This is a genomic window from Caballeronia sp. NCF2 (assembly GCF_023631205.1).
GTDB lineage: Bacteria > Pseudomonadota > Gammaproteobacteria > Burkholderiales > Burkholderiaceae > Caballeronia > Caballeronia zhejiangensis.
On record NZ_JALQDN010000064.1, the window covers coordinates 162,903 to 187,061 of the forward strand.

A 24,159-nucleotide genomic window follows, 5' to 3' on the forward strand; every position below is an offset into this window, starting at 1 on the left:
GCTTACCAGGCGCGGCCGCGGTCGTTCGCGACGGCTTGTTCGTCGCTCGCGATGGAGTCGCCGTCGCGATCGGCGAAGCGATAGGTGCCGCGTTCCTCCGATTTCGCTTCGTACAGCGCGGCATCGGCGCGCTTCAATGCGCTTTCGAACGACTCCGCCGGACGCGCCAGCGCGATGCCGACGCTCACGCCCACGCGCACCGTCTGCCCGGATTCGAGCGTGTACGGCGCCGACAGCTCGCCGATGATCTTGCGCGCGAAAACCACGTTGGCCGCGTGCGCGATATACGTGGCGACGATCGCGAACTCGTCGCCGCCCAGACGCGCGACCAGCTCGCCGCGGCGCATCGCGTTGCGCAGGCGGTCGGCGACGAGCTTCAGCAGTTCGTCGCCGGCATTGTGGCCGTGCGTGTCGTTGACGTGCTTGAAGCCGTCGAGATCGACGTACATCACCGTCACTTTCTCGCGGCCCGCGCCGCCCGCCATCAGACGCCCGGCCTGGTCGCCGAGATAGCGCCGGTTCGGCAGGCCCGTCAGCGAATCGTGATGCGCCCATTGCAGGATTCTCGCTTCGGCTTTGCGGCGCTCCGTCACGTCCTCGATGATGATGACCGCGCTGCCGTCGGGCACCGGATTGCGGCTCAGTTCGAGATGCCGTCCGTCGCGCAAGGGCAGGTCGAGCGTCGGATGGCCGCTTTCGAGCCATTGCGCGCATCGCTCGGCAAGCTGCGCGCGCGGCGTCTCGCCGAATTTCGCGAGCGCGGCATAGCCGATGAACTCCGGCAGCGACACGTTCAGCCGCAGCATGTCGATGGTCGCGCCGAACAGCTCCGCCGCCTTGCGATTCGCGATCACCACCCTGCCCGACGCATCCACGGTGCAGAGGCCGTGCGGCATGTGCGCGAGCGCCGCGTCGAAGCGCGTGGCGATTTCGGCGTGGCTTTCCTTGGCGGTCATCAGCGCGACGAGGCCGCGATAGTGCCGCTGCACGACCGCGCACATCGCGGCGATATAGAGGACGAGCGGCGGCACGAGAATCCAGTAGCCGGACGGCCCGAACAGCCCGCCGACGCCGATCGGCAGCGCGCCGAGGCACACCTGCGCGATCGCCAGATGCGGCGTGCCCGCGTTGCGCGACGCGACGCCGCCGAGCAGGCCGGCCGTCACCATGATCGCGAGCGACGCGAGCACGGCGTCGCCCGAGATCACGCAGCCCATCGCGCCGAGGCCCGTCACGAGACAGGCCAGCAGCCCGAACGGCGCATAGCGCGCGGCCCACCGGCCGGGCTGCGGCGCGTCCGTGCGGCTCAACGCGCGATATCGGCCGACGATCGAAAGGCGGGTGGCGAGCAGAAGCGCGTCGGCGGCGAGCCAGAGCATCGTCCAGAGGGACGGCTGGCGTCCGAGCGCGATCATCGCGACGAACGCGCCGGAGATGCCGGACAGCAGCAGCGGGCGGATGTCTTCGACAAGCGTCGACAGCAGCGATGCGCGAACGGCAGGCGTGATCCGTCCGTCCGCGGTCGCCGGCGTGGCCAGAATCGAATCGATCAAGGACGGATTGCCTGACATACGCAAGACCGGGCCGGCGAGAGGATGAATACGAAGGCGGCGGTGATGCGATCACCGCCGGTAATCGTGTATACGGCGGCGTCTGCGTGTTCTTTAGGCAGGACTTAGCGGCGGCTCAGGCGTGGTGAGCGTCGATTATTCGCTGAGAGCGCATTCTGACTTTCCTTCGAGCCGGATTACGTTTTCGCGCGGACATAGTAATTTAGGGCTCAAGTCTTTCAACCTGGCCTGACGCCGGGTTTTGCCTCATCGAAAGCTTTCGTTTCAGAGACGATCATGTTTGATGTCCTGCGCGCCATGCCGCGAAGGCGTCGTCGGTGAGGATGAAAGAAGCAGTTTCGCGGAAAGATGGCCACAGAAACCGTCGGGCGATTCATAAAAGGAGACGTCATGGACACGAACTCTCTCTCACCCGGTGCAAAAGGCGGGTCGCACGCCGAGCACCACAAGCAGACGAAGAAGGCGACCGCGAGCGGCTGGATCGGCTCCGCGCTCGAGTACTACGACTTCTTCATCTACGCGCAAGCCGCCGCGCTGATCTTTCCGCAACTCTTCTTTCCTTCGGGCAATCCGAAAGTGGCGATCGTCGCGTCGCTCGCGACCTACGGCGTCGGTTACGTGGCGCGTCCGATCGGCGCATTCGTGCTCGGTCATTGGGGCGATACGCACGGCCGCAAGACCGTGCTCGTGCTGTGCATGTTCCTGATGGGCTTCTCGACGATGGCCGTCGGACTTTTGCCGACGTATCACAGCGTCGGCATGCTCGCGCCGACGCTGCTCGTGATCCTGCGGCTCGTCCAGGGCTTCGCGGTCGCGGGCGAAATCTCCGGCGCGAGCTCGATGATTCTCGAACACGCGCCATTCGGACGCCGCGGTTTCTTCGCGAGCTTCACGCTGCAAGGCGTGCAGGCCGGACAGATTCTCGCCGCCGCCGTGTTCCTGCCGCTCGCGTACTACATGCCCGAGGACGCGTTCAATTCATGGGGCTGGCGCATTCCGTTCCTGCTTTCGGCGTTCGTGCTGGTTGCCGGCTACATCATCCGGCGCGAAGTGCACGAGACGCCCGCGTTCGAGAAGGAAGGCGAGAAGGGCGCGGTGCCGCGCTCGCCAATCGTCGACGCCTTCAAGTACAACCTGCCCGACATGATCCGCGTCGTCTGCATGGCGCTGATGAACGTGATTCCCGTGGTCGCGACGATCTTCGGCGCGGCGTATGCGGTGCAGGCGGCGTACGGCATCGGCTTTCACAAGAGCGTGTATCTGTGGATTCCGGTCGTCGGCAATATTCTCGCCGTCATCGTGATTCCGATCGTCGGCAATCTCTCCGACAAGATCGGGCGCAGGCCGCCGATCATCGTCGGGGCGATCGCCTCGGGGCTGCTGTCGTATCTGTATCTCTACGCGATCAGCATTCACAACGTCGGCATGGCGATCGTCGCGTCGCTCTTGATGTGGGGCATCGTCTATCAGGGCTACAACGCGATCTTCCCGAGCTTCTATCCCGAACTCTTCCCGACGCGCACGCGCGTCTCCGCGATGGCGATCTCGCAGAACATCGGCACGACCATCACGGCGCTGTTGCCCGCGCTGTTCGCGAGCGTCGCGCCGCCCGGATCGACGAACATTCCGGTCATGATCGGTTCAATCACGCTCGCCGTCACGATCATCTCGGCGATCGCCGCGTGGAGCGCGCGGGAGACGTACCGGATTCCGCTCAACCAGCTCGGCGAGCCGGACGCGCGGCCGGTCGAGAAGTCCGAGTACGACCGCCTGCGCGCGGAATCGGTCGCGAACGCGCGCACTTCCTGAAGCTCATGTCCTCTTTCCTTGCTCAGGCGGCGCGCGACAGCGCCGCCGGGGTGAACTCGCGCTTTTTCAACACGGTGAAATCGAAGTGAATACAGACTCAGGCAAGACGCGTATCGCGGTGGCGGGCGCGGGCTATATCGGTCAGGCGCACGTGGGCGTCGCGCAGGCGAGCACGACGTGCACGCTCTCGGCCATCGTCGATCCGGCGCCCGCCGCCGTCGACATCGCGCAGAAGGCGGGCGTGCCGCTCTACAAAACGCTCGACGAACTGCTCGCGAAGGATCGCCCGGACGGCATCGTGCTCGCGACGCCGAATCAATTGCACGTCGAACATGCGCGCGTGTGCATCGCGGCGGGCGTGCCGATCCTGCTGGAGAAGCCGATCGCGCCGACGGTCGAGGAAGCGCAGATGCTCGTCGATGAAGTGGAGCGTTCCGGCGCGAAAGTGCTGATCGGCCATCATCGCGCGCACAGCCCGATCATGGCGCGCGCGAAGCAGGTCATCGACGAAGGGCGGCTCGGCAAGCTCGTCGCGGTGATGGGCAGCGCGGTGTTCTTCAAGCCCGACGAGTATTACGCCAGCGCGCCGTGGCGGCGCGAGCCGGGGGGCGGGCCGATCCTGCTCAACATGATCCACGAGGTGCACAACTTGCGGATGCTGTGCGGCGATATCGTCGCGGTGCAGGCGTTCGCATCGCACGCGACGCGCGGCTTTCCCGTCGAAGATACGGTCGCGATCAATCTGCGTTTCGCGAGCGGCGCGCTCGGCACGTTCATGCTGTCCGACACCGCCGCGTGCCCGCGAAGCTGGGAGCAGACGTCGCAGGAGAACAAGGCGTATTCCACGTATCCCGACGAAGACTGCTACGTGATCGCGGGCACGTTCGGCTCGCTTTCCGTGCCGACGATGCGTCTCAAGTCCTACGCGAAGGCCGAAGATCGATCATGGTGGAAGCCGTTCGACGAAGACGTCGTGGCGATGCAGCGCGACGATCCGCTCGCGCATCAGATGGAACATTTCGGGCGCGTGGCGCGCGGGGAAGCCGAACCTATTGTCAGCGCGCGCGACGGACTGCAGAATCTGCGGATCACCGAGGCCATCGTTCTTGCCGCCACGAGCGGCAGGATCGTCGAGACCGCCTGAATCTTTTCAATTCCCCTTCCAGTTCAAGGAAATCACATGGCAACGATCCTGACGCTGCACGGCGTCAACCTCAACATGTTCGGCAAGCGCGACCCGAAGCAGTACGGCACGGCGACGCTCGCGCAAATCGACGAGCAGATGGCCGCGCTCGGCAAGGAACTCGGCGTCGAGGTGGAGTGCTACCAGACGAATATCGAAGGTGAGATGTGCTCGCGCATTCATCGCGCGTTCGAAGAAAACGTCGATGCGATCGTCATCAACGCGGGTGCGTGGACGCACTACAGCTACGCGATCCGCGATGCGCTCGCGATCCTGAAGGCGCCGATCATCGAAGTGCACATGTCGCACGTGCACGCGCGGGAGGAGTTCCGCCACAAATCGGTGTTCGCGGAAATTGCGCGAGGGCAAATTTCCGGTTTCGGCGTCGATAGCTACTTGCTGGGCTTGCGCGCAGCAGTCGCCGCGATCAAATAAGGCCGATGCCTTCACGGCGAAGCGTGTGGGCGCTTCGCCGTGTCATCGGGTCAGGCCGGGCGACTGAAATCCTTCGACGCGGGCGCGACCGGCTCGCGTTCGCTCTGCTTGCGCAGCGGTTCGTGATTGCGTTGCGCCGCGCCGCGGATGAACAACACCGCACCCACCGCGCAAACAGCCCAGACCACCGCGATGATCGTCAAGTAGCTCATATCCTTCTCCCCGATGCTCCGAGCGCGGGCGGCTTTGCCGTCACCGCTGCCCGCCTTCTGTTGGCCCTGTTGGTCCGTTACGTTTGCGACGCGGGCAGCGCCAGCAAACGTCCGATCAGCTCTTGCGCGAACGCATGCTGCTCGGTAATGGTCTCTGCATCGTCGTCGGTGGCGTTCGGATCGCCGTGCAGCTTCCCGGCGAGACGCATGATGTTGTCCGACACCGACTGCAGCGCGCTCAGCAATTCCGCTTGTGTCGCCGCGCTGTCCTGCGATCCTTCGCCGAAACGCTGCGCCGTTCGATGCGGCCTGGCGTTTCCTTCCATCGTCCGATACATGGCGACCCCCGTCGTGAGTGGATGATGCGATTCTCACGCCGCGACGCCTCGAGTAATCCTCCGAACAAGCCCTGATTCCGGCCTCAATTCGTTTGATGTCCGTTTCCGCGATTCGGAGCACGGCTGCTATACGCCCGCCCATCAAGGCTTTGCGGCCGCCGGGCGGTAAAATCGCAGATCCGTCCGCTGATAATCGGCCTTTTTTGCAGCGGCTTGTGGGGTCATCCGCACGAAAAAACAACAGTTTCTTACCAAAAAGCAGACTAAAAGGTCGGATCAAACGATACGCGCGATCGTTCGATCCATGAACGCAGTAATTTTTGCAGTGCAACAGACATCGACATGGCTTCACCCACGACGAACGAAACACCCTCGCCGCACACACTCAAACGCGGACTCAAGAGTCGCCACATCCAGTTGATCGCGCTCGGCGGCGCGATCGGCACCGGGCTTTTTCTCGGCGTCGCGCAGACGATCAAGCTCGCCGGGCCATCCGTGCTGCTCGGCTACGCGATCGCCGGGCTGATGGCGTTCTTCATCATGCGTCAGCTCGGCGAGATGATCGTCGACGAGCCGGTTGCCGGTTCCTTCAGCCATTTCGCCGATAAATACTGGGGCCACGCCGCCGGTTTCATCTCCGGCTGGAACTACTGGGCCATTTACATTCTGGTGAGCATGGCGGAGCTGTCGGCCGTGGGCATCTACATGCAGTACTGGTGGCCGGGATTGCCGATGTGGATATCGGCGCTCGCGTGCTTCGTGATCGTCAACGCGATCAATCTGACGAGCGTGAAGTCCTACGGCGAGACGGAGTTCTGGTTCGCGATCGTCAAAGTGGCGGCGATCGTCGGCATGATCCTGTTCGGCGGCTGGTTGCTCGCGTCGGGCAAGGCGGGGCCGGAAGCGAGCGTCGCGAATCTTTGGCGGCTCGGCGGCTTCTTTCCGAACGGCGTGCACGGGCTCGTCATGTCGATGGCCGTCATCATGTTCTCGTTCGGCGGGCTGGAGCTCGTCGGCATTACGGCGGCGGAAGCGGAAGACCCGTCGCGCAGCATTCCGCGCGCGACCAATCAGGTCATCTATCGCATCCTGATTTTTTATGTCGGCGCGCTCGGCGTGCTGCTGTCGCTTTATCCGTGGGACAAGGTCGCGACCGGCGGCAGTCCGTTCGTGCTGATTTTCCGCGAGATGAACAGCACGGTCGTCGCGAACGTGCTCAACGTGATCGTGCTGACGGCCGCGCTCTCCGTGTACAACAGCGGCGTCTATGCGAACAGCCGCATGCTGTACGGCCTCGCGCAGCAAGGCAACGCGCCGCGCGCGCTGCTCAACGTGAGCGGACGCGGCATTCCGCTCGCGGCGCTGGCGGTGTCGGCGCTGGTGACGGCGGCGTGCGTCGTCATCAACTATGTGATTCCGGGGCGCGCGTTCGGCCTCTTGATGGGACTCGCGGTGTCGGCGCTCGTCATCAACTGGGCGATGATCAGCATCATCCATCTCATGTTCCGCCGGCAGAAGCGCGCGAACGCCGAAGCGACCTCGTTTCCGAGCTTTCTGCATCCGTTCACGAACTACGTCGTGCTCGCGTTTCTCGCGGGCATCGTCTGGGTGATGTACGAGATTCCGGATCTGCGCCTGTCCGTGTACCTGATTCCGGTCTGGCTGGCCGTTCTCGGAATCGGCTACTATCTCAAAACTCGGGCCGCGCGCGGAGACTGACGCGGCCGCGCTTGCTGATCTCTCGTCCTCTCTCGTCCTATAAGTCACCATGTTCGAACATATCGATGCTTACCCCGGCGACCCGATCCTGTCGCTGAACGAAAACTTCCAGAAAGATCCGCGCACCAATAAGGTCAACCTGAGCATCGGCATTTACTTTGACGACGAAGGCCGTCTGCCCGTGATGCAGGCCGTGCGCGAGGCGGAACTGTCGATCCTGAAAGACCTCGGCCCGAAACCGTATTTGCCGATGGCCGGTTTCGCGCATTATCGCGACGCCGTGCAGGCGCTCGTGTTCGGCAACGACAGCCCGGCGCGCGCCGATGGCCGCATCGCGAGCGTGCAGACGCTCGGCGGATCGGGCGCGCTGAAGGTCGGCGCGGATTTCATCAAGCGCTACTTTCCGAAGTCGCAAGTGTGGGTGAGCGATCCGACGTGGGAGAACCATCGTTTCATCTTCGAGCGCGCGGGTTTCGAAGTGAACACGTATCCGTATTACGACGAAGCCACCGGCGGACTGCGCTTCGATGCGATGCTCGACGCCATCGACAAGCTGCCCGCGAAGAGCGTCGTGCTGCTGCACGCGTGCTGCCATAACCCGACGGGCGTCGATCTCGATCAGGCGCAATGGGTGAACATCATCGACGTGCTGCAAAAGCGCGATCTGCTGCCGTTCGTCGATATGGCGTATCAGGGCTTCGGTTCCGGTCTCGACGACGACGCGTTCGCCGTGCGCGAACTCGCGCGCCGTGGCGTGCCGGCGTTCATCGCCAATTCGTTCTCGAAGAATTTCTCGCTGTACGGCGAGCGCTGCGGCGGCCTGCACGTCATTTGCGACGATGCCGCCGAAGCCGATCGCGTGCTCGGCCAGCTGACGAGCGCCGTGCGCGCGAACTACAGCAATCCGCCGACGCACGGCGCGAAGATCGTCACGCATGTGCTGAACACGCCCGAACTTAAACAGTCGTGGGAAAAGGAACTCGCGTCGATGTGCCAGCGCATCGCGCGCATGCGTCAGGCGATCCACGACGGATTGAAGGATCACGTTCGCGGCGAGATGCTCACGCGGTATATCAAGCAGCGCGGCATGTTCACGTACACGGGTCTGGTCGCGGATCAGGCCGACCGGCTCAAGGAGGAATTCGGCGTGTACATCCTGCGCTCGGGCCGCATGTGCGTCGCGGGCCTGAACGACAGCAACGTGCAGATCGTCGCCGATGCCATCGGCAAGGTGCTGGCGGCGAAGTAAATCGCTACATCGCGGGACAGGACAGCACTTTCTGCGGCGGAAGGCTGCCCGGTCCCGTATCGACTTTCGTGCCGCGCGGCGGCGTCAGAATGAGCCGCACGGCACTCGTGCCTTCGTTCGCGAGCACGTAGACATCGCCGCTTCCTTCCGGCTGCCAGTACACGCGATACACCTCGCCGTCCTTGTACACATGCAGCGCGCCGTGCCGCACGGCGCCGCCCCGCCAGAAATTCACGCTTTCCCCTTCGCGCAGCGCGATTATGCCGTCCTGCCCGTTCGTGGCGCTTTCGAGCGTGCCGCAGACGGCGTCGTCGGCGCGTGCGTGCGTGCAGACGGCCAGCGCCGCTGCGCATAGAAACATCGTTTTGCGATTCATCGGCTATCGACTCCCGGAAAAAGCGCGTGCGCCGTCCCGCGCTCCTCGCAAGATACGCGCCGACGTTCCTCCGCGCGTGTGCTACTTTGAATGGAAGCAGCATTCGATCATGGAGGGCGACATGACTGTGATCGCGCCGGTCGAAAGAGCGGACTTCCTCGCGATTCTCGCGCGCCATCGGCTCGACGAGAGCGATTTTCTGGTGCACGAAGGCGGCGCGTCCGATGTCGTGGACGATGTTTATCCGTTGCAGGGCGTCGTCACCATTACGCGACGTTCCACGTTGAAGGAACGCGAATATCGCATCGGACACGGCACGCAATGGACCGCCGCGTTCGAAAAAGACTTGAACAAGGGCGTGTTCAAATGAACGGGCACGCGCACGCAGTTTTTTCACGCACTTTTTTGAAGCGGAGCAGGCGATGAGACCGACCGAATTCAAATCGTTCAAGGCGCACGTCGCGATGATGCTGCGCGATCTGCCGCGCGGCGTGACGGCCGATCTCAGCGATGTCGCCGTCGCGTACTGGAACGGCACGCAAGTGGTCGGCGCCTATTTGCGCGACAACGGCCGCCTCGACGAAGACTTCGATTTCGACGAAAACGCCTGGGGCGTCTGGCGCGACGATTTCCTCGCGTGGTTCGATGCGCCGCGTTTCTCCGAACGCGCCGATCTGAAGGCGGCGTTCGTCGCAGGCGTCATGCCCGCGAGCGCGCACGGCGGGCTCTGGCCGCGGGCGCTGTGATCTAAGCTTCATTCGGCAAGTCATCCGTAAGCACGCCTTGCACGCGCCCGTTCCCCGCCGAACGGCACAGCGATTGCTCCGTTCCTCCACGCGACAGCGTCCGAACCACGACCGCGCGACGGCCGTGTTCCGCCTTTCATCGTCACGGAGGATTCAGCATGGCTGGCAACGGCAGACTCAGTCCGCTCACGTTCTTTACGGCCATTGTGTTTATCGTCATCGGCGTGTTGCTGGCGGCGGGCGGAGCGTATCTCGTTGCACTCAAAGGATCGTGGTACTACGTGATCGCGGGTGCGGCCATCGTGCTGACCGGGCTCTTGTTGTTGATCCGGCGGCGCTCCGCATTGCTGCTTTTCGCGCTGTTCCTGTTCGCCTCGACGATCTGGGCCGTCGTCGAAGTGCGTTTCGATTTCTGGCAACTCATGCCGCGCCTGTGGATCTGGCTGCTGCTCGCGATCTGGCTGCTGATTCCCTTCGTGCATCGCGGCGCGTTGTTCGGGCCGCCTTCGACATCGCGCGCCGCGCGCACGCCCCTCGCCGCCGCGATCATCCTCACGCTGCTGCTCGGCGTCGGCACCTGGTTCAATCATCCGCACGACCGGCCGGGGCGCATCGACGTGAACGTCGCCGCCGACGCCAATCAGCCCGATGCCAACGCCGCGACCGGCCGCGCGGCGGGCGACTGGGTCGACTATGGCGGCTCGCCGCTCGCGCAGCGTTACGCGCCGCTCGCCCGGATCACGCCGGATAACGCGCATCGGCTAAAGGTGGCGTGGACGTATCGCACCGGCGACATGCCCGGCCCCGACGATCCGACCGAAACCACCGACGAGAACACGCCGCTCAAGGTCGGCGACACGATTTTCCTGTGCACGCCGCATAGCAAGGCGATCGCGCTCGATGCCGCGAGCGGCAAGGAAAAGTGGCGTTTCGATCCGCGGATTCGGAGTCCGATCGGGTTCAAGCATTGGGAGCACATGACTTGCCGGGGCGTCGCTTATTACGATGCGTCGATGCATCCGATGCCCGCTGCCGCCGCGCCCGAAGCCAGCGCGCCCGCCGAAGCCGATGCGGCCTCCGCGCCTGCCGACGCATCCGCCCCCACGGAAGCCTCCGCGCCCGTGCAGACGCCCGCGCAAACCACGGCGCAGGCCGAATGTCCGCATCGCCTGTTCCTTCCGACCGCCGACGCCCGCCTGATCGCGCTCGACGCGGACACCGGCAAGCCGTGCGCGAGCTTCGGAAAGAACGGTGCAATCGATTTGCGCGCGAATATCGGGCCGTTCACGCCGGGCGGCTATTACTCGACCTCGCCGCCGGCGGTGTTCCGCAATCTCGTGATCGTCGGCGGTCATGTGACCGACAACGAATCGAACAACGAGCCGTCGGGCGTGATCCGCGCGTTCGACGTCAATGACGGCCATCTCGTCTGGAACTGGGATCCAGGCAATCCGGACGCCACCGAACCGATCGCGGCGGGCGGCACTTATGTGCGCAATTCGCCGAACATGTGGTCGATGTTCAGCGTCGACGAAAAGCGCGGCATGATTTTTCTGCCGATGGGCAACCAGACGCCCGATCAGTGGGGCGGCGAGCGCACGCCACAGGCCGAGAAGTTCGGCGCGGGCGTCGTCGCGCTCGATGCCGCGACGGGCAAGCTGCGCTGGAACTATCAGTTCACGCATCACGATCTGTGGGATATGGATGTGGGCGGGCAGCCGACGCTCGTCGATCTGCAGACGGCGCAGGGCACGCAGCCGGCGCTGATCGCATCGACGAAGCAGGGCAGCATCTACGTGCTGAATCGCGAAACCGGCCAGCCGATCGTGCCGATCAGCGAAGTCGCCGTGCCGGGCGGCGCGGCGAAAGGCGATCACACCGCGCCGACGCAGGCCGTTTCCGCGCTCAACTTCAACCCGCCGCGCGTGACGGAAGCGGACATGTGGGGCACGACGCCGTTCGATCAGCTTTGGTGCCGCATCAAGTTCAGGAGCCTGCGCTACGACGGGCCGTACACGCCGCCGTCGGAGCAGGGATCGCTCGTGTTTCCGGGTAACTTCGGCGTATTCGACTGGGGCGGGATTTCCGTCGATCCGGTGCGGCAGATTCTGATCGCGAATCCGGACTACATGGCGTTCACGTCGAAGCTGATTCCGCGTGACAAGATTCCCGAGGACAACGGCGAGAAGAAAGGCAGCGAAACGAGCGGCATCAAGCTCGCGCGCGGTACGCCGTTCGGCTTTGAGATCAGCGCGTTTCTTTCACCGCTCGGGATTCCGTGCCAGGCGCCGCCGTGGGGCTACATCGCGGGCGTCGATCTGCGCACGCAGAAGATTGCGTGGATGCACAAGAACGGCACCATCGTCGACAGCGCGCCGCTGCCGATTCCGATGCCGCTCGGCGTGCCGAGCCTCGGCGGGACGATCGTGACGGCGGGCGGCGTCGCGTTCCTGACGGGCACGCTCGATCAATACGTGCGCGCCTACGACGTGCGCGACGGCAAGAAGCTGTGGGAGGCGCGTCTGCCGGCGGGCGGTCAGGCCACGCCGATGAGCTACGCCGATGCAAGCGGCAAGCAATATGTGCTCGTGACGGCGGGCGGTCATGGCTCGCTCGGCACGAAGGCGGGCGACTATGTGATCGCCTATACGTTGCAGTGAATGCGAAAAAAAGCGCGGGAATTTTCTCCCGCGCCTGCACGTTACGTCCGGCGATAAGCCTCGGCCATGAGCGCGCTGACCTTGGCGCGCGCGCTCAGCGCATTGCGGACGGCGGCGACGATGAAGGAAACGAGGGCGATCGGCGTGGCAGCGATGATTCCCATGATGAACTCCGTACTAGGGGTAACGAACTAGGTAATAACCCTAGGTTAGCACATTATGACGCATTGCAACAAATATCTTTCGGGGAATTGACCGTACGCAAAGGCGAAACGCTCTGAAGGAGCATCCAGATGAAGACGCACTTTCCGGCTCGTATCGCGGCGATCGGCGCCGTTGTGCTCATCGCGGCGATCGTCGTTGCGTGCAGTGGCGGTTCCGGCGATAGCGCCACTTCGTCTGCGGCGAGCGGCGGCGCGCCGGCGGCGGCATCGGACCCGTCGGGGGCATCGAGCCCGGCGGGGGCATCGGCGCCTCTGGCTGCGGTGTCGAAAGATGTCGTCACCTGGCACAACGACATCGCGCGCACCGGACAGCAACTCGCGGAAACCGTCCTCACGCCGGCGAACGTCAATCAGCGTACTTTCGGCAAGCTCGCGCTCTTTTCCGTCGATGGCGCCGTCGACGCGCAGCCGCTCTTTCTGGCGGGCGTACCGATCGCGGGCGGCACGCGCAACGTGCTCTACGTCGCGACGGAAAACGCCAGCGTCTACGCTTTCGACGCCGACAGCGGCGCGGTGCTGTGGAAAGTCTCGACGCTCGGCAGCGGCGAGTCGCCGAGCGACGACCACAACTGTCATCAGATCACGCCGACCATCGGTGTCACGGCGACGCCGGTCATCGACCGGACGCGCGGCCCGAATGGCGCGATGTATGTCGTCGGCATGTCGAAGGATGCGTCGGGCGCGTATCACCAGCGCATTCACGCGCTCGATGTCGCGACGGGCGCCGAGCTCTTCAACGGCCCCACCGAAATCCGGGCGACGTATCCGGGCAACGGCGCGGGCAGCCAGAACGGCACGCTGACGTTCGATCCCGGCCAGTACGCCGAGCGCGCGGCGTTGCTGCTGCTGAACGGCGTCGTCTACACGGCGTGGACTTCGCATTGCGACTTCATGCCGTACACCGGCTGGGTCATGGGCTACGACGCCGCGACCCTGCAACAGGCGAGCGTGCTGAACCTCACGCCGAACGGCCAGATGGGCTCGATCTGGATGAGCGGCGCGGGCCTCGCATCGGACGGCCAGGCGATCTTTTTCCTCGACGCCAACGGCACCTTCGATCCGACGCAAAACGCGCAGGAGATGCCGATCAACGGCAACTTCGGCAACGGTTTTTTGCGGCTGGAAACGTCGCCGCTCAGGGTGCAGGACTATTTCGAGCCGTCGAACACGGTGCAGGAGTCGAACGAGGACGAAGATCTCGGTTCCGGCGGCGCGATGGTGCTGCCGGACTTCACCGATGCGGGCGGCACGGTCCGGCATCTGGCGATCGGCGCGGGCAAGAACTCGACGATCTACGTCGTGAACCGCTTCTCGATGGGCAAGTTCGATTCGAACGCGGACCACATCTATCAGGAACTCGTCGGCCAGATTCGTGGGGCGATGTTCGGCGCGCCCGCGTATTTCAACAACACGGTCTATTTCGGCGCGGTCGGCGACAGCATTCGGGCGTTCGCGGTCAGCAACGCGTTGCTTTCGGCGACGTCGACGAGTCAGACGTCGAATGCGTTCGGCTTCCCCGGCGCGACGCCGAGCATTTCCGCGAACGGCACGACGAACGGCATTCTGTGGGCGGCGGAGAACGGCGCGACAGGCGCGCTGCGCGCCTACGACGCGGCCAATCTCGCGCGCCAGCTCTACAGCAGCAACGACGCCGGCACGCGCGACCAGTTCGGTGCGGGCAACAAGTTCATCACGCCGATGATCGCGAACGGCAAGGTGTATGTCGGCACGAAGAACGGCGTCGCCGTGTTCGGGCTGTTGTCGAAATAGGATCGGCGCGCGAACGCGGCGCCGGGCGTGACGCCGCGAGCGCGCCGCAACCAGCCGAAACGCCGTGGAACGGTCGCGAAGTCATGTTAAGCTCTCGGTTCTTCGCTGGGGAGTAGCCGGCTTTCCTGCACAGGGAAAGCGCTCATGTCAACACGCTCGGTCGTTCAGGCCGTGGCATGAGCAGCCATCAAAGGTTGGCAAGACCATCGACAGAATTCGCGACCGGTCGGGCGCGCGTTCTGTCGTTCCATCTTGCCCGACCAGAGCGCTACTCGATGAATCTCGCCTCCACAATTTTTCTAGCCTTCGCCATGTCCACCGACGCGTTCGCCGCAGCCGTCGGCAAGGGCGCGACCCTGCACAAGCCGCGCATCGCGGAAGCGTTGAAGACCGGCGTGATCTTTGGCGTGATCGAAGCCCTGACGCCGCTCGTCGGCTGGGCGCTCGGCAGGGCGGCCGCGCAGTATGTCACCGCGTGGGATCACTGGATCGCGTTCGGCCTGCTCTTCCTGCTCGGCGCGCGCATGATCCGCGAAGGTTTCAGCAGCGTGAGCCACGAAGCGGAAAAGCCCAATTCGCATTCGTTCTGGGTGTTGGCGCTCACTGGTTTCGCGACCAGCATCGACGCGATGGCGGTCGGCGCGGGCCTCGCGTTCATCGATGTCGATATCTTCTCGACGGCCGCGACCATCGGTTTCGCGACGATGCTGATGGTGACGATCGGCGTGATGGTCGGCCGGCTCGTCGGCGCGACGATCGGCAAGCGGGCGGAAATCGTCGGCGGGCTGATTCTGATCGGCGTCGGCAGCGTCATTCTGGCCGAACATCTCGGCCATCTCGGCTGAGGATGCGCGCCTTGCCGCCGCGCGGCGTGAGAATCGCGAGCACGGCGGCGACGATGAAAAGCGCGGGCACGTCACCCGCCAGATGACCGAGGTGGCGCCCCGCGCCGCCGAACGACTGCACGGCCATGATCGCGCCGTGCACGACGCTCGACCACACCGTGAACCAGATGAGGCTCAGATGCCTCATCGGCTCGCGCGATGCGATCAGCAGGAAAACGCCGAGCGTCGCGTAGATGCCGACGATCATCATCGCGTATTCCGAATGGCCTTCGTGGCCGGCATCCCACGCCCATCCAGAAGGCCAGAGCAGCATGAGCGGATAGAAGGCGAAGAGCGCGATCAGCCCGACGACGGCGAGCACGATGCGCAGGCAGGCGAGGCGACGGGCGTCGTTCATGGCGGCTCCTTGGCGGCGCGACATGAGCGACAAGATACCGCGAATCGCACCGCGAAAGCCATCGATGGCGGCAGGCGTTTCCACCAAAAATCGGCGCAAATAAAATAACGACGACTGCCATTAGGTCGATACGATTCATCATTCCACTGCCTTCAACCACAAATCCAGCACGTCATGCCACGTCCGATTTCCGCGCGCATCCATCTCGACGCCATCCGACAGAATCTTCAACTTGTCAAACGCACGGCGCCGTCGTCGCGCGTGTGGTCCGTCATCAAGGCGAATGCTTATGGTCACGGCATCGAGCGCATTTATCCGGCGCTCGCTGAAGCCGACGGCATCGCGCTGCTCGATCTCGATGAAGCCGTGCGCGTGCGCGAGCTCGGCTGGAAAAAGCCGATTCTTTTGCTCGAAGGCGTTTTCGAGCCCGCGGATGTCGAAACGGCGGATCGTCACCGGCTCACGGTCACGGTGCATTGCGACGAGCAGCTTGCGTTGCTGAAGGCGGCGCGGCCGAACGAGCGCATCGACATACAGTTGAAGATGAACTCGGGCATGAACCGGCTCGGCTATCGGCCGGGCGAATTCGTCGAGGCTTGGAAAAGGGCGTCGGATATCGCGGCGATCGGCTCGATCGGCCTGATGAGTCACTTCGCGAACGCCGACGAAGGCGCGATCGACTGGCAGATAGACGAATTCGAAGCGGCCACGCGCGATCTTCCCGGCACGCGCTCGCTGTCGAATTCGGCGGCGGTGCTGTGGCATCCGCGCGCGCATCGCGACTGGGTGCGGCCGGGCACGATCCTCTACGGCGCCTCGCCGACGGGCTGCGCGCGCCACATCGAGCATTTCCCGTTGCGCGCGGCGATGACGCTCGAGAGCCGCATCATCGGCGTGCAGACGCTCGCGGCGGGCGAGACGATCGGCTATGGCCGCACTTTCACCGCGGATCGCGCGATGAAGATCGGCGTGGTCGCATGCGGCTACGCGGACGGCTATCCGCGTCACGCGCCGACGGGCACGCCCGTCATCGTCGATGGCGTGCGTACGCGCATCGTCGGACGCGTGTCGATGGACATGCTCACCGTCGATCTCACGCCGTGTCCGGCTGCGGGCATCGGATCGCCGGTGGAACTATGGGGCGAACGCGTCCGGGTCGATGAAGTGGCCGAACCGTCCGGCACGATCGGCTACGAGTTGATGTGCGCGCTCGCGCGGCGCGTGCCCGTCGCGATCGACGCGGGCGTTTCGAATCGGGCAGAAGCGCATTCGGCATGACGCTCACGATGACGCGTCTCGAAGGCAGTGCTTACGTTCGAAAATGCGCGATCACATCGGCGAGGATTTCGATGCCTTTGCGGATCTGCTCGACCGGCACGCTCGCATAGCCGAGGATGAGCCCGGCCGTCCGGTTCGACGTGCCGCCGCACGGCGCGACATGAAGCGGCGACACCGGATAGACGCCCACGCCCTTCGCATGCGCGGCGGCGACGAGCGCGGCTTCGTGCGCCGCGTCGATGAAGGGCAGCCACAGCGTGACGTGCAATCCGGCAGCCGTGCCCGTCGCGTGCGCGCGCTTCGGAAGAAGATCGGCGATGGCGTCGAGCAAGGCCGCGCGCCGCCGTTCGTATTCGCGCCGCACGCGCCGCACGTGACGCTCATACGCGCCGCTTTCGATTAGCGCCGCGAGCACGCGCTGATCGATGACGGCCGAATGACGATCCGCGAGCCGCTTCGCCTGACGGAACGCCGGCACGAGATCGTGCGGCAGGATCATGTAGCCGAGCCGCAGATGCGGCGAAAGCGCCTTCGAAAACGTGCCGATGTAGATCACGCGGCCATTCGTATCGATCGATTGCAAGGCGTCGATCGGGCGCTGGCCGTATCGGAACTCGCCGTCGTAATCGTCTTCGATGATCCACGCGTCGTGCCGTTGCGCCCATTCGAGCAATTCGAGACGGCGGCCGATCGGCAGCACGCCGCCCAGCGGAAACTGGTGCGATGGCGTCACGTAGGCGAGCCGCGCGCGTCCATCGGCGGGAAGGCGGCGCGTATCGAGACCGTGTTCGTCGACGGGCACCGGCAGCGCCACGCCGCCCGATGCCTCGAAGCAATGCCGCGCGATCAGATAGCCGGGATCTTCGAATGCGAAGGCGTCGCCGGGATCGAGCAGCAGGCGCGCGCAAAGATCGAGCGCCTGCTGCGTGCCGTTCACGACGACGATCTGATCGCTATCGCAGACGAGCCCGCGCGCGCGGCCGAGATACGCCTGCAACGCGCGCCTGAGCGACGCATCGCCTTCGGGCGCGACGTAATAGAGGCTGTCCGGTTGATGCAGCAGTTCGGCCTGATACGCGCGTTTCCAGATCAACGAAGGAAAGTCGCGCGCGGACACTGCGCCGTACAGGAAGTTGATGCTGCCTTTCGTCACTTGCGCGAGAACGGGCATCGGCAGTGTAGAAACGCGCCGGCCATAGGCGGAAAGGGCGGGCGCGGTGCGTTCGGCGCGCGCGGGAATCGGCGGCGCGAGCGGCATCGGCGGCGTGGCGACTCGCGCCACGCGTCCCGCCGACGTGACGAGAAAGCCCTCCGCCGCGAGCTGTTCGTACGCTGCCGTGACGGTCGTGCGCGAGACGCCGAGATCGGCCGCCAGCGCGCGCGTCGAAGGTGCGGGAGCGCCGGCGGGCAACGTGCCATCGGCGATCTGGGCGCGCAGCAGATCGTAAATGCGCCGTCCGGTGCCGATGGCGTCTTTCAACTGGACCATGAAAATTGCTCGAAACTGGATCTTCTTATTGTGCCTGTTTCGGGCGATAGTGACGGGGTTCCGCCACTTTCCATCGGGCATCCAGGATGTATATTCCGCCGCATTTCGCCGAGACTCGCCCTGAAGAGCTGCATCGGATCATTCGTGGGCATCCGCTCGGAATGCTGGTGACGCACGACGCCGCCGGTCTCGACGCCAATCACATTCCGTTCGAGTTCGATCCGGCGCAGGGCGAGCATGGCTTGCTGACGGCGCACGTCGCGCGCGCCAACGACGTGTGGCAGCGTTGCCCGGGCGGCACGCCCGTCATGGTGATTTTTCGCGGCGCGGAGGGTTATGTCTCGCCGAACTGGTATCCGAGCAAGCATGAGACGCATCGGCAAGTGCCGACGTGGAACTACGAAGTCGTGCACGCGCACGGCGTGCTCACCGTGCGCGACGACGAGCAGTTCGTGCGCGGTCTCGTCGCGCGTCTGACGCGGCGGCACGAGGCGAACGAGCCGAAGCCGTGGAAGATGGGCGATTCCGAGCGCGAATTCATCGATGGGATGCTGCGGAATATCGTGGGCATCGAAATCGCGGTGACGTCGCTTGTCGGCAAGTCGAAGCTGAGTCAGAACAAGGAAACGCGCGATCGGATCGGTGCGGCGGATGCGCTCGACGCGCGGGGGAAAGGGGAGCTGGCACGGGTGATGGGGCGGGCGGGAGACTAGTTCATGGCTTTTATTGCTTTTCTGATCGCGGCGATCGTTCTCGCCATTACGCCCGGTCCGGGCCTCGCGTATGTCGTGGCTCGCACTGTCGCTGGTGGTCGTTCCGAAGGCATGGCGTCGTGTCTCGGCACGGCGGTGGGCGGTCTCGTCCATGTGGCCGCGGCGGCGCTCGGGCTATCCCTGTTGATCGCGCGCTCGGCGACGCTCTTTAGCGTCGTGAAGTACGTCGGCGCGGCGTATCTGATTTATCTGGGCGTTCGGCTTCTGTTTCGCGAAGGCGAAGCGGGCGGCGTCGCGCCGGTGGCATCGCACGGTGCGCGGCGTGCGTTTCGCGAAGGCGTCCTGGTCGAAGCGCTCAACGTCAAGACGGCGCTGTTTTTTCTCGCCTTTCTTCCGCAGTTCGTTTCGCCGGGGCATGCGCTGATTCCGCAACTGGCGATGCTCGGGAGCATTTGCGTCGTGCTTAATACGCTTGTCGACGTGGGCGCGGTGCTCGCCGCTTCGCGTCTGCTGAAGTCGAGCGCCGCACGCGTCGCGCGCGCGAGGATGCTCACGCGGACCTCGGGCGTCGTCATGCTGGCATTGGGTGGGTATCTCGCGTTTGCGCGGAGGGCGATCCCGAGTTAGGGAACCGGCCTCACGCGATTATCTGTTCTTCGCATGACCTTCCCTGAAGAGGGCTTCTAATCAATACTGCCGTGACTTTCGACGGCAAGCACACGGCTGCCGCAGGCGGTCAGATGCCCATCCAGCGCGACGCCATTGCCGTTCGTGTCGATCAACATATCGGAACACTGAATGATCGGGTTCGTGCCGTGTTCGGGGCATGTCACCAAGTCGCCCATTCTCGCGACCCCGCGGCCCTTGATGTCCATCGTGTCGGAGCCCGTGATGATGCGGCCGCCGTGGGTCGTTGCGTCGCCTATGCATGCGATTGAAGTCATTTTCGTTATCGTGCGGTTAGAGGTTTTTCCAGATCGGTTCAGCGCTTGCGCCGGACAATTCGAAGATGAAGAATTTCACCGCGTCGAAATAGTTGGTGAATATGCAAGGATTGAACGAGGCGCCTCGCTCGTCGACGCATACGACCCAGTAACCATCTTCCTCGGACAGGCGCAACTCTCCAAACCCGATATGCGGGTCGTCACCTAAGCGGTAGGAATCACGCCTGATACCGCGAGCGCCAAGTTCAGCGGCGATGGCGTCGAGTAGCCTTTGCTGGTCGATGCCTTGACCAACATGAATCTCGTACGCCTTCTTGAGATGAATATCCATCGATCAACTCCTTTGTTCATCGTCGTCTCAAGAAGGCCCGTAGCTTTTCTTGCTCGACGCTAACGACATGTTCACCCACGGCAAGACCACCGGGCAGACGTGTATCTTACGGACGCTCCGTCCTTCTGGCATGTTTCCATTGTCGAGTCTCTCTAGCGGCCTTCGATGATTCTTCGAATGCGACGATTCGATTCGTCTACCTTGACTTGAATATCCCGATCCGCGGCAACGGCGTTGAGTCCGCCCGCAAGGTCAATCAGGTCCTTCGATATGAATCTGCCCGTCGCCGGATCATCGTACCGATGCCGGTTGTAATGAAGCCCCGTCTGACTTCGCCTGGACACAAACTCCTCGCGGGCAGGCCGCAGTCCCTTATCCAGCAAGCCGTCCAGCTCGACGAGCTCATGCACGAGAGAATTATTTTTGTAGACGCGATTCTAGACGCTCATCGGTAGCCCGAACTATGCGACTCGTCCGAGTAACGCTTGCTCGTTACCCGCAGTGGCTGACGGCGGCCGCAGGCCGACCGCAGACGCGGCGGAACTTGGCCGAAGCACACCGATGCGCCACGTTCGCGCAAGTCTTCGCCCACCGCGCCCGAATCCGTCAAGGCCGCGCAGCGCCCGAAGGGCTTGGTCTTGACGGTCATCGGTTCACCACGCTCGTTTTTCGTCGCTCTTGGCGCGCGGATGGCGCAGTTCCGCGAAGCTCGCGAATCTTAAAGCACGTCCACACGATACGGAACGCTTCGTGACCGTTCAGCAGTCGCAGCGCGAGAGCCGCTCGACCAAACCCTACTGGCAGCGAACCGAGCCGCCGTGTTTTCCGCGGCTCAAACTCGCCGGGCCATGGATCGAGCAGGCAGGATTCACAGCAGGGCAGCGCGTCAAGGTCAATGTTGAACATGGGCGGCTGATCATTACCGCCGAGTAGACGAAGGGCCGCGTAGCGGCCCTTCGAACTTAAAGATTAGCGATTCTCGACGTTGTATCTAGCTACTCTTGAGACGTCTTCATCTGGGTCATCGAAGAGCCCGCGGACTATCGATATAGGTGCCTTTTTGTTTGAGGCGATGCCTTGCCGAACCACTGGATCCGGATCTCTCGCGAGGAGCTCAAACAACTCCACCGATAGTTTCCGCTTTACGGCAACGCTACGTCTGACATCAGATTCAAACTGGCAGAGCTCCGTCAATATTTCCAACGGAACAGTCTTGTTATGAGCAACCCATTTCCTGTAGCCCGGGAACCTCGAAATCACATCTTTCCAGACAGATACAGGAGCCTCTTCGTTAGCGGCTCGGTCGTACTCTTCCTTCATGAGACTATCTCTTAGCGCTATGAATTCTTCAGCAGACTGGATCATCTTGAGTCCTTGCACTGCAATGAATCAAGATTAACGTTTTTCCCGGTATCGCTCTTATGTTTACTCATGTAGTCGCCGTAAACATCGGCGTCAGCGACCCAAGCTCCATTCTTATCATAGACTTTCCAAGCGCTATTGCCATGCCCGGTTTGATCTTCGGACCACCACATGCCCGTGCTCGGATCGCGCAAGTATTTAGCGTAACCAACGCCTGATACATTGCCTGCGCAAACTCGATCAAATCGATTTATTTCCCACTCCTTTCTACAAGAGCACTTAGAATTTTGATTCGGCTTGTTTGACGTTTGCTTTCGTCCCGCTATCGCAGGAGTCTTCGATAAGCCAAACGGATCAACCCACTCGATCGGGTTCGGCGCATACTGATACGCGTTGAGTCCACCGGCCAGCCCAATCGGATCCTTCGAGATGAACCGCCCGCTCTGCGAATCATAGTACCGATGCCGATTGTACGTCAGTCCCGTCTCGTCGTCCGCGTATTGGCCTTGGAACCGAATCGCGTTATCCGCTTCGGCCGGATCCGTCTTGCCATAGGGCGTTGGTTTCCTTCTGCCCCAAGCTTTATACCGCGCCAGCCACACAACCTTACCCGACTCGTCGAGCAACTCCTGCGGCGTGCCAAGGTGGTCATTCTGATAGAACAGCGTCGCATGACGGCTCTTCGCCGGAACCTGAACAAACCCACCATCGGTGCCCGTCGCGAGAAACGCGGGTTCGACCAGCTTCTCATCGAGACGCGCGAGCGGCACGAACGTCCCCGGTTCGTGCAGATAGCCTTCGCCGCGCTTCTGCCTTTCGGCGTTGACGATGTAGCCCAGGTTCAGTTGCGTCTTGCCACCGTACTCGGTGGCGAGCTTCACGCCTTCCTTGCCTTCGGCGTCTTCGAGCCTGAGCTTGTTGTTGCGGATGGTGCGAATGGTGTTACGCGTGTTCCATCCGTTGCGGCCGTGAATCAGGTCGGTCGCGTGGCTGTGGTGGTGAGCGTGGGCGATATAAGGACACCGCGGATCGCCGCCCGCGAAGGCTATGCCGACCTCGGTATCGCGCAATAGCGGCAGGTGAAAGCCCGTCTGATTCGCGCCCGCGAACGGTTTCGCGAGCCGCAGGCGAACGCTCTCGCCGCCTCTGGGCCATTGATCGGTGTCGAAGTCGAAGCGCACGGTGTAGTGACCGTTCTCGTCCAGCTCGGCGTAATCGCTGTCGTCACGCGTGGTAACACGCGCGCTCAACGTGCCGACGATCTTCGGCCAGGAGTGCTCCTGCATCGGAATCCGGTAGGGGCGCTCGGCAGGAATGGCCCGGAACGTGTTGTGATACGACTTGTCGCGTCCGGCTTCGTGGATCACTTCCGACAGCACCATGCCATGCGGCGCATCGGGCAGCTTCTCGTCGAGCCGCACCACCAGCCCCGGACAGAATGCCGACACCGTGCTCTTGCCGTCAAAACGGATCTGTCCGGACAGCGCTTCTTCGTGCCGCAGTTGCGCCTCGAACTTGGCGGCGTCGGCGTCGAGATGGCGGCTGCCCCACGTATAGGACTGTCCGTAGGTGGTTTTATCGTCGCGCGCGAGATTGACTTGCGCTTCGATCGGCTCCCATGAACGCAGGGGGTTGTAGTCGCGAACGCGGATCGACTGCGCGACGGTCACGCTCTGCTGCTGCAATGACAAGACCGCTTCGTGGCCCGTTTCCAGCCCTGAAGTCTCGCGATAGAGCACGTTGGCGCGCAGCGAATAGTCGTATCCATCGATGTCATCGGCGAAGATGACCTGATCGCCGAAATCGCCGGGGCGCGTGTAACAGAACAGCCCCGCCTGCCGCATCAACAGATGGATGAACGCCCAGTCCGATAGCTGGTGCTGCATGTGAAAGACGAGCTTCGGAAACTTGCGCCGCAGCTTGAACGCGAACTGATGCGTGAGGAAATCGTGATCGCGCAAGATCGCCTCGATGATCTCGGGCACGGTCTTGTTCTGGTAGATGCGCGATCGCTTGGTGATGCGCAAACGCGCAAGCGGCGATTCGACCACGACGCGATACGCGCAGAAGTCGCGCGTCTTGCGAGTTCGTGTGAAGCGCGTGATGTTGCCGTTCCAGTCGCGCGGCGTGCCGTCGCCGGGTAACGGCTCGATGCTGAACGTCGCGTTGTGCCCGAGATAGTCGGCGCGCGCCAGTTCCACATTGGCGGTCAGTTCAAGCGTGATGTGATACGGACTGCCTAGCCGCTCGATCGCCTTGACGGAGATGATCGAGAGGCCATCGCTCGGCGGTGCGCCTCGCACCTTGAGATAGTAGTTCTGCCTGCCCGTGATCCAGCGCGCGAGCGCGGTGGATCGCTTTGATTGTGCTTCCATTGCGTGATCCGTGCGAAATCGGGGATGTCAGGCGGAATGCCTGACGATCGGCCGAGAGTTGACACTGACCACGACTTTTAGATGGACATCACAGTGAGCGCAAGGAGACTTATCTGAATAAAAGTAAGGACTC

At 63.2% G+C, this 24,159-nt stretch carries 26 protein-coding genes and 1 riboswitch; of the genes, 14 read left to right on the forward strand and 12 right to left on the reverse strand.

Features of this window, described 5'->3' with window-relative positions:
- Positions 1-2 precede the first annotated feature (2 nt).
- Positions 3-1,571: a sensor domain-containing diguanylate cyclase gene (locus NCS02_RS23855; RefSeq protein ID WP_250523311.1), complete on the reverse strand. Its 1,569-nt coding sequence runs from the start codon at positions 1,569-1,571 to the stop codon at positions 3-5.
- A gap of 390 nt (positions 1,572-1,961) precedes the next feature.
- Between NCS02_RS23855 and NCS02_RS23860 the strand changes: the two genes are divergently transcribed.
- From NCS02_RS23860 to aroQ, 3 genes are all read left to right on the forward strand, one after another.
- The gene (locus NCS02_RS23860; protein WP_008347399.1) at positions 1,962-3,380 is read left to right on the forward strand and encodes an MFS transporter; all 1,419 of its coding nucleotides are present in this window, start codon (positions 1,962-1,964) and stop codon (positions 3,378-3,380) included.
- Between the two features lie 85 nt (positions 3,381-3,465).
- On the forward strand, positions 3,466-4,524 hold the full coding sequence (locus NCS02_RS23865) for a Gfo/Idh/MocA family protein (protein WP_250503516.1): 1,059 nt from the start codon (positions 3,466-3,468) through the stop codon (positions 4,522-4,524).
- A gap of 36 nt (positions 4,525-4,560) precedes the next feature.
- Positions 4,561-4,998 (forward strand): type II 3-dehydroquinate dehydratase, encoded by a 438-nt coding sequence (gene aroQ / locus NCS02_RS23870; protein ID WP_175981987.1) that lies wholly within the window; start codon positions 4,561-4,563, stop codon positions 4,996-4,998.
- A gap of 50 nt (positions 4,999-5,048) precedes the next feature.
- Here the strand turns inward: aroQ and NCS02_RS23875 are convergent, their stop codons facing one another.
- Together NCS02_RS23875 and NCS02_RS23880 are read right to left on the reverse strand one after the other, a co-directional pair.
- A complete protein-coding gene (locus NCS02_RS23875; protein ID WP_162483411.1) occupies positions 5,049-5,201 on the reverse strand; it encodes a hypothetical protein in 153 nt (50 codons plus the stop codon).
- An 86-nt stretch (positions 5,202-5,287) separates the two neighbouring features.
- A complete protein-coding gene (locus tag NCS02_RS23880; protein ID WP_175981985.1) occupies positions 5,288-5,548 on the reverse strand; it encodes a hypothetical protein in 261 nt (86 codons plus the stop codon).
- A 342-nt stretch (positions 5,549-5,890) separates the two neighbouring features.
- Here NCS02_RS23880 and NCS02_RS23885 point away from each other — a divergent pair, with 342 nt between their 5' ends.
- Positions 5,891-7,267, forward strand: a complete 1,377-nt coding sequence (locus tag NCS02_RS23885) for an amino acid permease (RefSeq protein ID WP_008347403.1) — start codon at positions 5,891-5,893, stop codon at positions 7,265-7,267.
- Between the two features lie 49 nt (positions 7,268-7,316).
- Positions 7,317-8,516, forward strand: coding sequence for an amino acid aminotransferase (locus tag NCS02_RS23890; RefSeq protein WP_250460175.1), 1,200 nt, complete (start codon positions 7,317-7,319; stop codon positions 8,514-8,516).
- A 4-nt stretch (positions 8,517-8,520) separates the two neighbouring features.
- Here NCS02_RS23890 and NCS02_RS23895 read toward each other — a convergent pair whose 3' ends face one another.
- The gene (locus NCS02_RS23895; RefSeq protein ID WP_250503517.1) at positions 8,521-8,892 is read right to left on the reverse strand and encodes a hypothetical protein; all 372 of its coding nucleotides are present in this window, start codon (positions 8,890-8,892) and stop codon (positions 8,521-8,523) included.
- Between the two features lie 121 nt (positions 8,893-9,013).
- Here NCS02_RS23895 and NCS02_RS23900 point away from each other — a divergent pair, with 121 nt between their 5' ends.
- The 3 genes from NCS02_RS23900 (at position 9,014) to NCS02_RS23910 (ending at position 12,298) form a co-directional block, all read left to right on the forward strand.
- Positions 9,014-9,262, forward strand: a complete 249-nt coding sequence (locus NCS02_RS23900; RefSeq protein WP_250503518.1) for a hypothetical protein — start codon at positions 9,014-9,016, stop codon at positions 9,260-9,262.
- Between the two features lie 52 nt (positions 9,263-9,314).
- Complete coding sequence (locus tag NCS02_RS23905) at positions 9,315-9,638, forward strand: hypothetical protein (protein WP_175981977.1); 324 nt, start codon at positions 9,315-9,317, stop codon at positions 9,636-9,638.
- Between the two features lie 158 nt (positions 9,639-9,796).
- A complete protein-coding gene (locus NCS02_RS23910; protein ID WP_250520018.1) occupies positions 9,797-12,298 on the forward strand; it encodes a glucose/quinate/shikimate family membrane-bound PQQ-dependent dehydrogenase in 2,502 nt (833 codons plus the stop codon).
- 41 nt (positions 12,299-12,339) lie between these two features.
- Here NCS02_RS23910 and NCS02_RS36340 read toward each other — a convergent pair whose 3' ends face one another.
- Positions 12,340-12,462: a hypothetical protein gene (locus NCS02_RS36340; protein ID WP_268811544.1), complete on the reverse strand. Its 123-nt coding sequence runs from the start codon at positions 12,460-12,462 to the stop codon at positions 12,340-12,342.
- A gap of 129 nt (positions 12,463-12,591) precedes the next feature.
- On the opposite strand from NCS02_RS36340, the gene NCS02_RS23915 reads away from it, so the two are divergent.
- Positions 12,592-14,292 carry an outer membrane protein assembly factor BamB family protein gene (locus NCS02_RS23915; protein WP_250503519.1) on the forward strand — a complete coding sequence of 567 codons (1,701 nt, stop codon included), beginning with the start codon at positions 12,592-12,594 and terminating at the stop codon, positions 14,290-14,292.
- Between the two features lie 100 nt (positions 14,293-14,392).
- Positions 14,393-14,559, forward strand: a riboswitch (yybP-ykoY riboswitch).
- An 8-nt stretch (positions 14,560-14,567) separates the two neighbouring features.
- Positions 14,568-15,137 (forward strand): manganese efflux pump MntP, encoded by a 570-nt coding sequence (gene mntP / locus NCS02_RS23920; protein WP_250437052.1) that lies wholly within the window; start codon positions 14,568-14,570, stop codon positions 15,135-15,137.
- On the opposite strand, the gene NCS02_RS23925 is transcribed toward mntP, so the two are convergent.
- Positions 15,103-15,534 carry a DUF6632 domain-containing protein gene (locus NCS02_RS23925; RefSeq protein WP_008347415.1) on the reverse strand — a complete coding sequence of 144 codons (432 nt, stop codon included), beginning with the start codon at positions 15,532-15,534 and terminating at the stop codon, positions 15,103-15,105. The genes mntP and NCS02_RS23925 overlap by 35 nt on opposite strands.
- A gap of 174 nt (positions 15,535-15,708) precedes the next feature.
- On the opposite strand from NCS02_RS23925, the gene alr reads away from it, so the two are divergent.
- On the forward strand, positions 15,709-16,812 hold the full coding sequence (alr, locus tag NCS02_RS23930) for an alanine racemase (RefSeq protein ID WP_008347416.1): 1,104 nt from the start codon (positions 15,709-15,711) through the stop codon (positions 16,810-16,812).
- Positions 16,813-16,843: 31 nt separating this feature from the next.
- Here alr and pdxR read toward each other — a convergent pair whose 3' ends face one another.
- Entirely contained in the window at positions 16,844-18,301 is a 1,458-nt protein-coding gene (pdxR, locus tag NCS02_RS23935; protein ID WP_250437056.1) for a MocR-like pyridoxine biosynthesis transcription factor PdxR, read from the reverse strand.
- 86 nt (positions 18,302-18,387) lie between these two features.
- Between pdxR and NCS02_RS23940 the strand changes: the two genes are divergently transcribed.
- Together NCS02_RS23940 and NCS02_RS23945 are read left to right on the forward strand one after the other, a co-directional pair.
- Positions 18,388-19,014 (forward strand): FMN-binding negative transcriptional regulator, encoded by a 627-nt coding sequence (locus NCS02_RS23940; protein WP_008347418.1) that lies wholly within the window; start codon positions 18,388-18,390, stop codon positions 19,012-19,014.
- Positions 19,015-19,017: 3 nt separating this feature from the next.
- Positions 19,018-19,641 (forward strand): LysE family translocator, encoded by a 624-nt coding sequence (locus NCS02_RS23945; RefSeq protein WP_250503520.1) that lies wholly within the window; start codon positions 19,018-19,020, stop codon positions 19,639-19,641.
- A 56-nt stretch (positions 19,642-19,697) separates the two neighbouring features.
- On the opposite strand, the gene NCS02_RS23950 is transcribed toward NCS02_RS23945, so the two are convergent.
- From NCS02_RS23950 to NCS02_RS36345, 3 genes are all read right to left on the reverse strand, one after another.
- Positions 19,698-19,958, reverse strand: coding sequence for a PAAR domain-containing protein (locus tag NCS02_RS23950; RefSeq protein ID WP_250441119.1), 261 nt, complete (start codon positions 19,956-19,958; stop codon positions 19,698-19,700).
- Between the two features lie 16 nt (positions 19,959-19,974).
- Positions 19,975-20,289, reverse strand: a complete 315-nt coding sequence (locus NCS02_RS23955; RefSeq protein WP_250503521.1) for a hypothetical protein — start codon at positions 20,287-20,289, stop codon at positions 19,975-19,977.
- A 152-nt stretch (positions 20,290-20,441) separates the two neighbouring features.
- Entirely contained in the window at positions 20,442-20,699 is a 258-nt protein-coding gene (locus NCS02_RS36345; RefSeq protein WP_350029900.1) for an RHS repeat-associated core domain-containing protein, read from the reverse strand.
- A gap of 340 nt (positions 20,700-21,039) precedes the next feature.
- On the opposite strand from NCS02_RS36345, the gene NCS02_RS23960 reads away from it, so the two are divergent.
- A complete protein-coding gene (locus NCS02_RS23960; protein ID WP_239295583.1) occupies positions 21,040-21,222 on the forward strand; it encodes a SymE family type I addiction module toxin in 183 nt (60 codons plus the stop codon).
- Between the two features lie 36 nt (positions 21,223-21,258).
- Here NCS02_RS23960 and NCS02_RS23965 read toward each other — a convergent pair whose 3' ends face one another.
- Together NCS02_RS23965 and vgrG are read right to left on the reverse strand one after the other, a co-directional pair.
- On the reverse strand, positions 21,259-21,654 hold the full coding sequence (locus NCS02_RS23965) for a hypothetical protein (protein WP_175981960.1): 396 nt from the start codon (positions 21,652-21,654) through the stop codon (positions 21,259-21,261).
- Positions 21,651-24,026 (reverse strand): type VI secretion system tip protein VgrG, encoded by a 2,376-nt coding sequence (gene vgrG / locus NCS02_RS23970; RefSeq protein ID WP_250520020.1) that lies wholly within the window; start codon positions 24,024-24,026, stop codon positions 21,651-21,653. Before vgrG ends, NCS02_RS23965 begins: the two co-directional genes overlap by 4 nt.
- Positions 24,027-24,159: the final 133 nt, after the last annotated feature.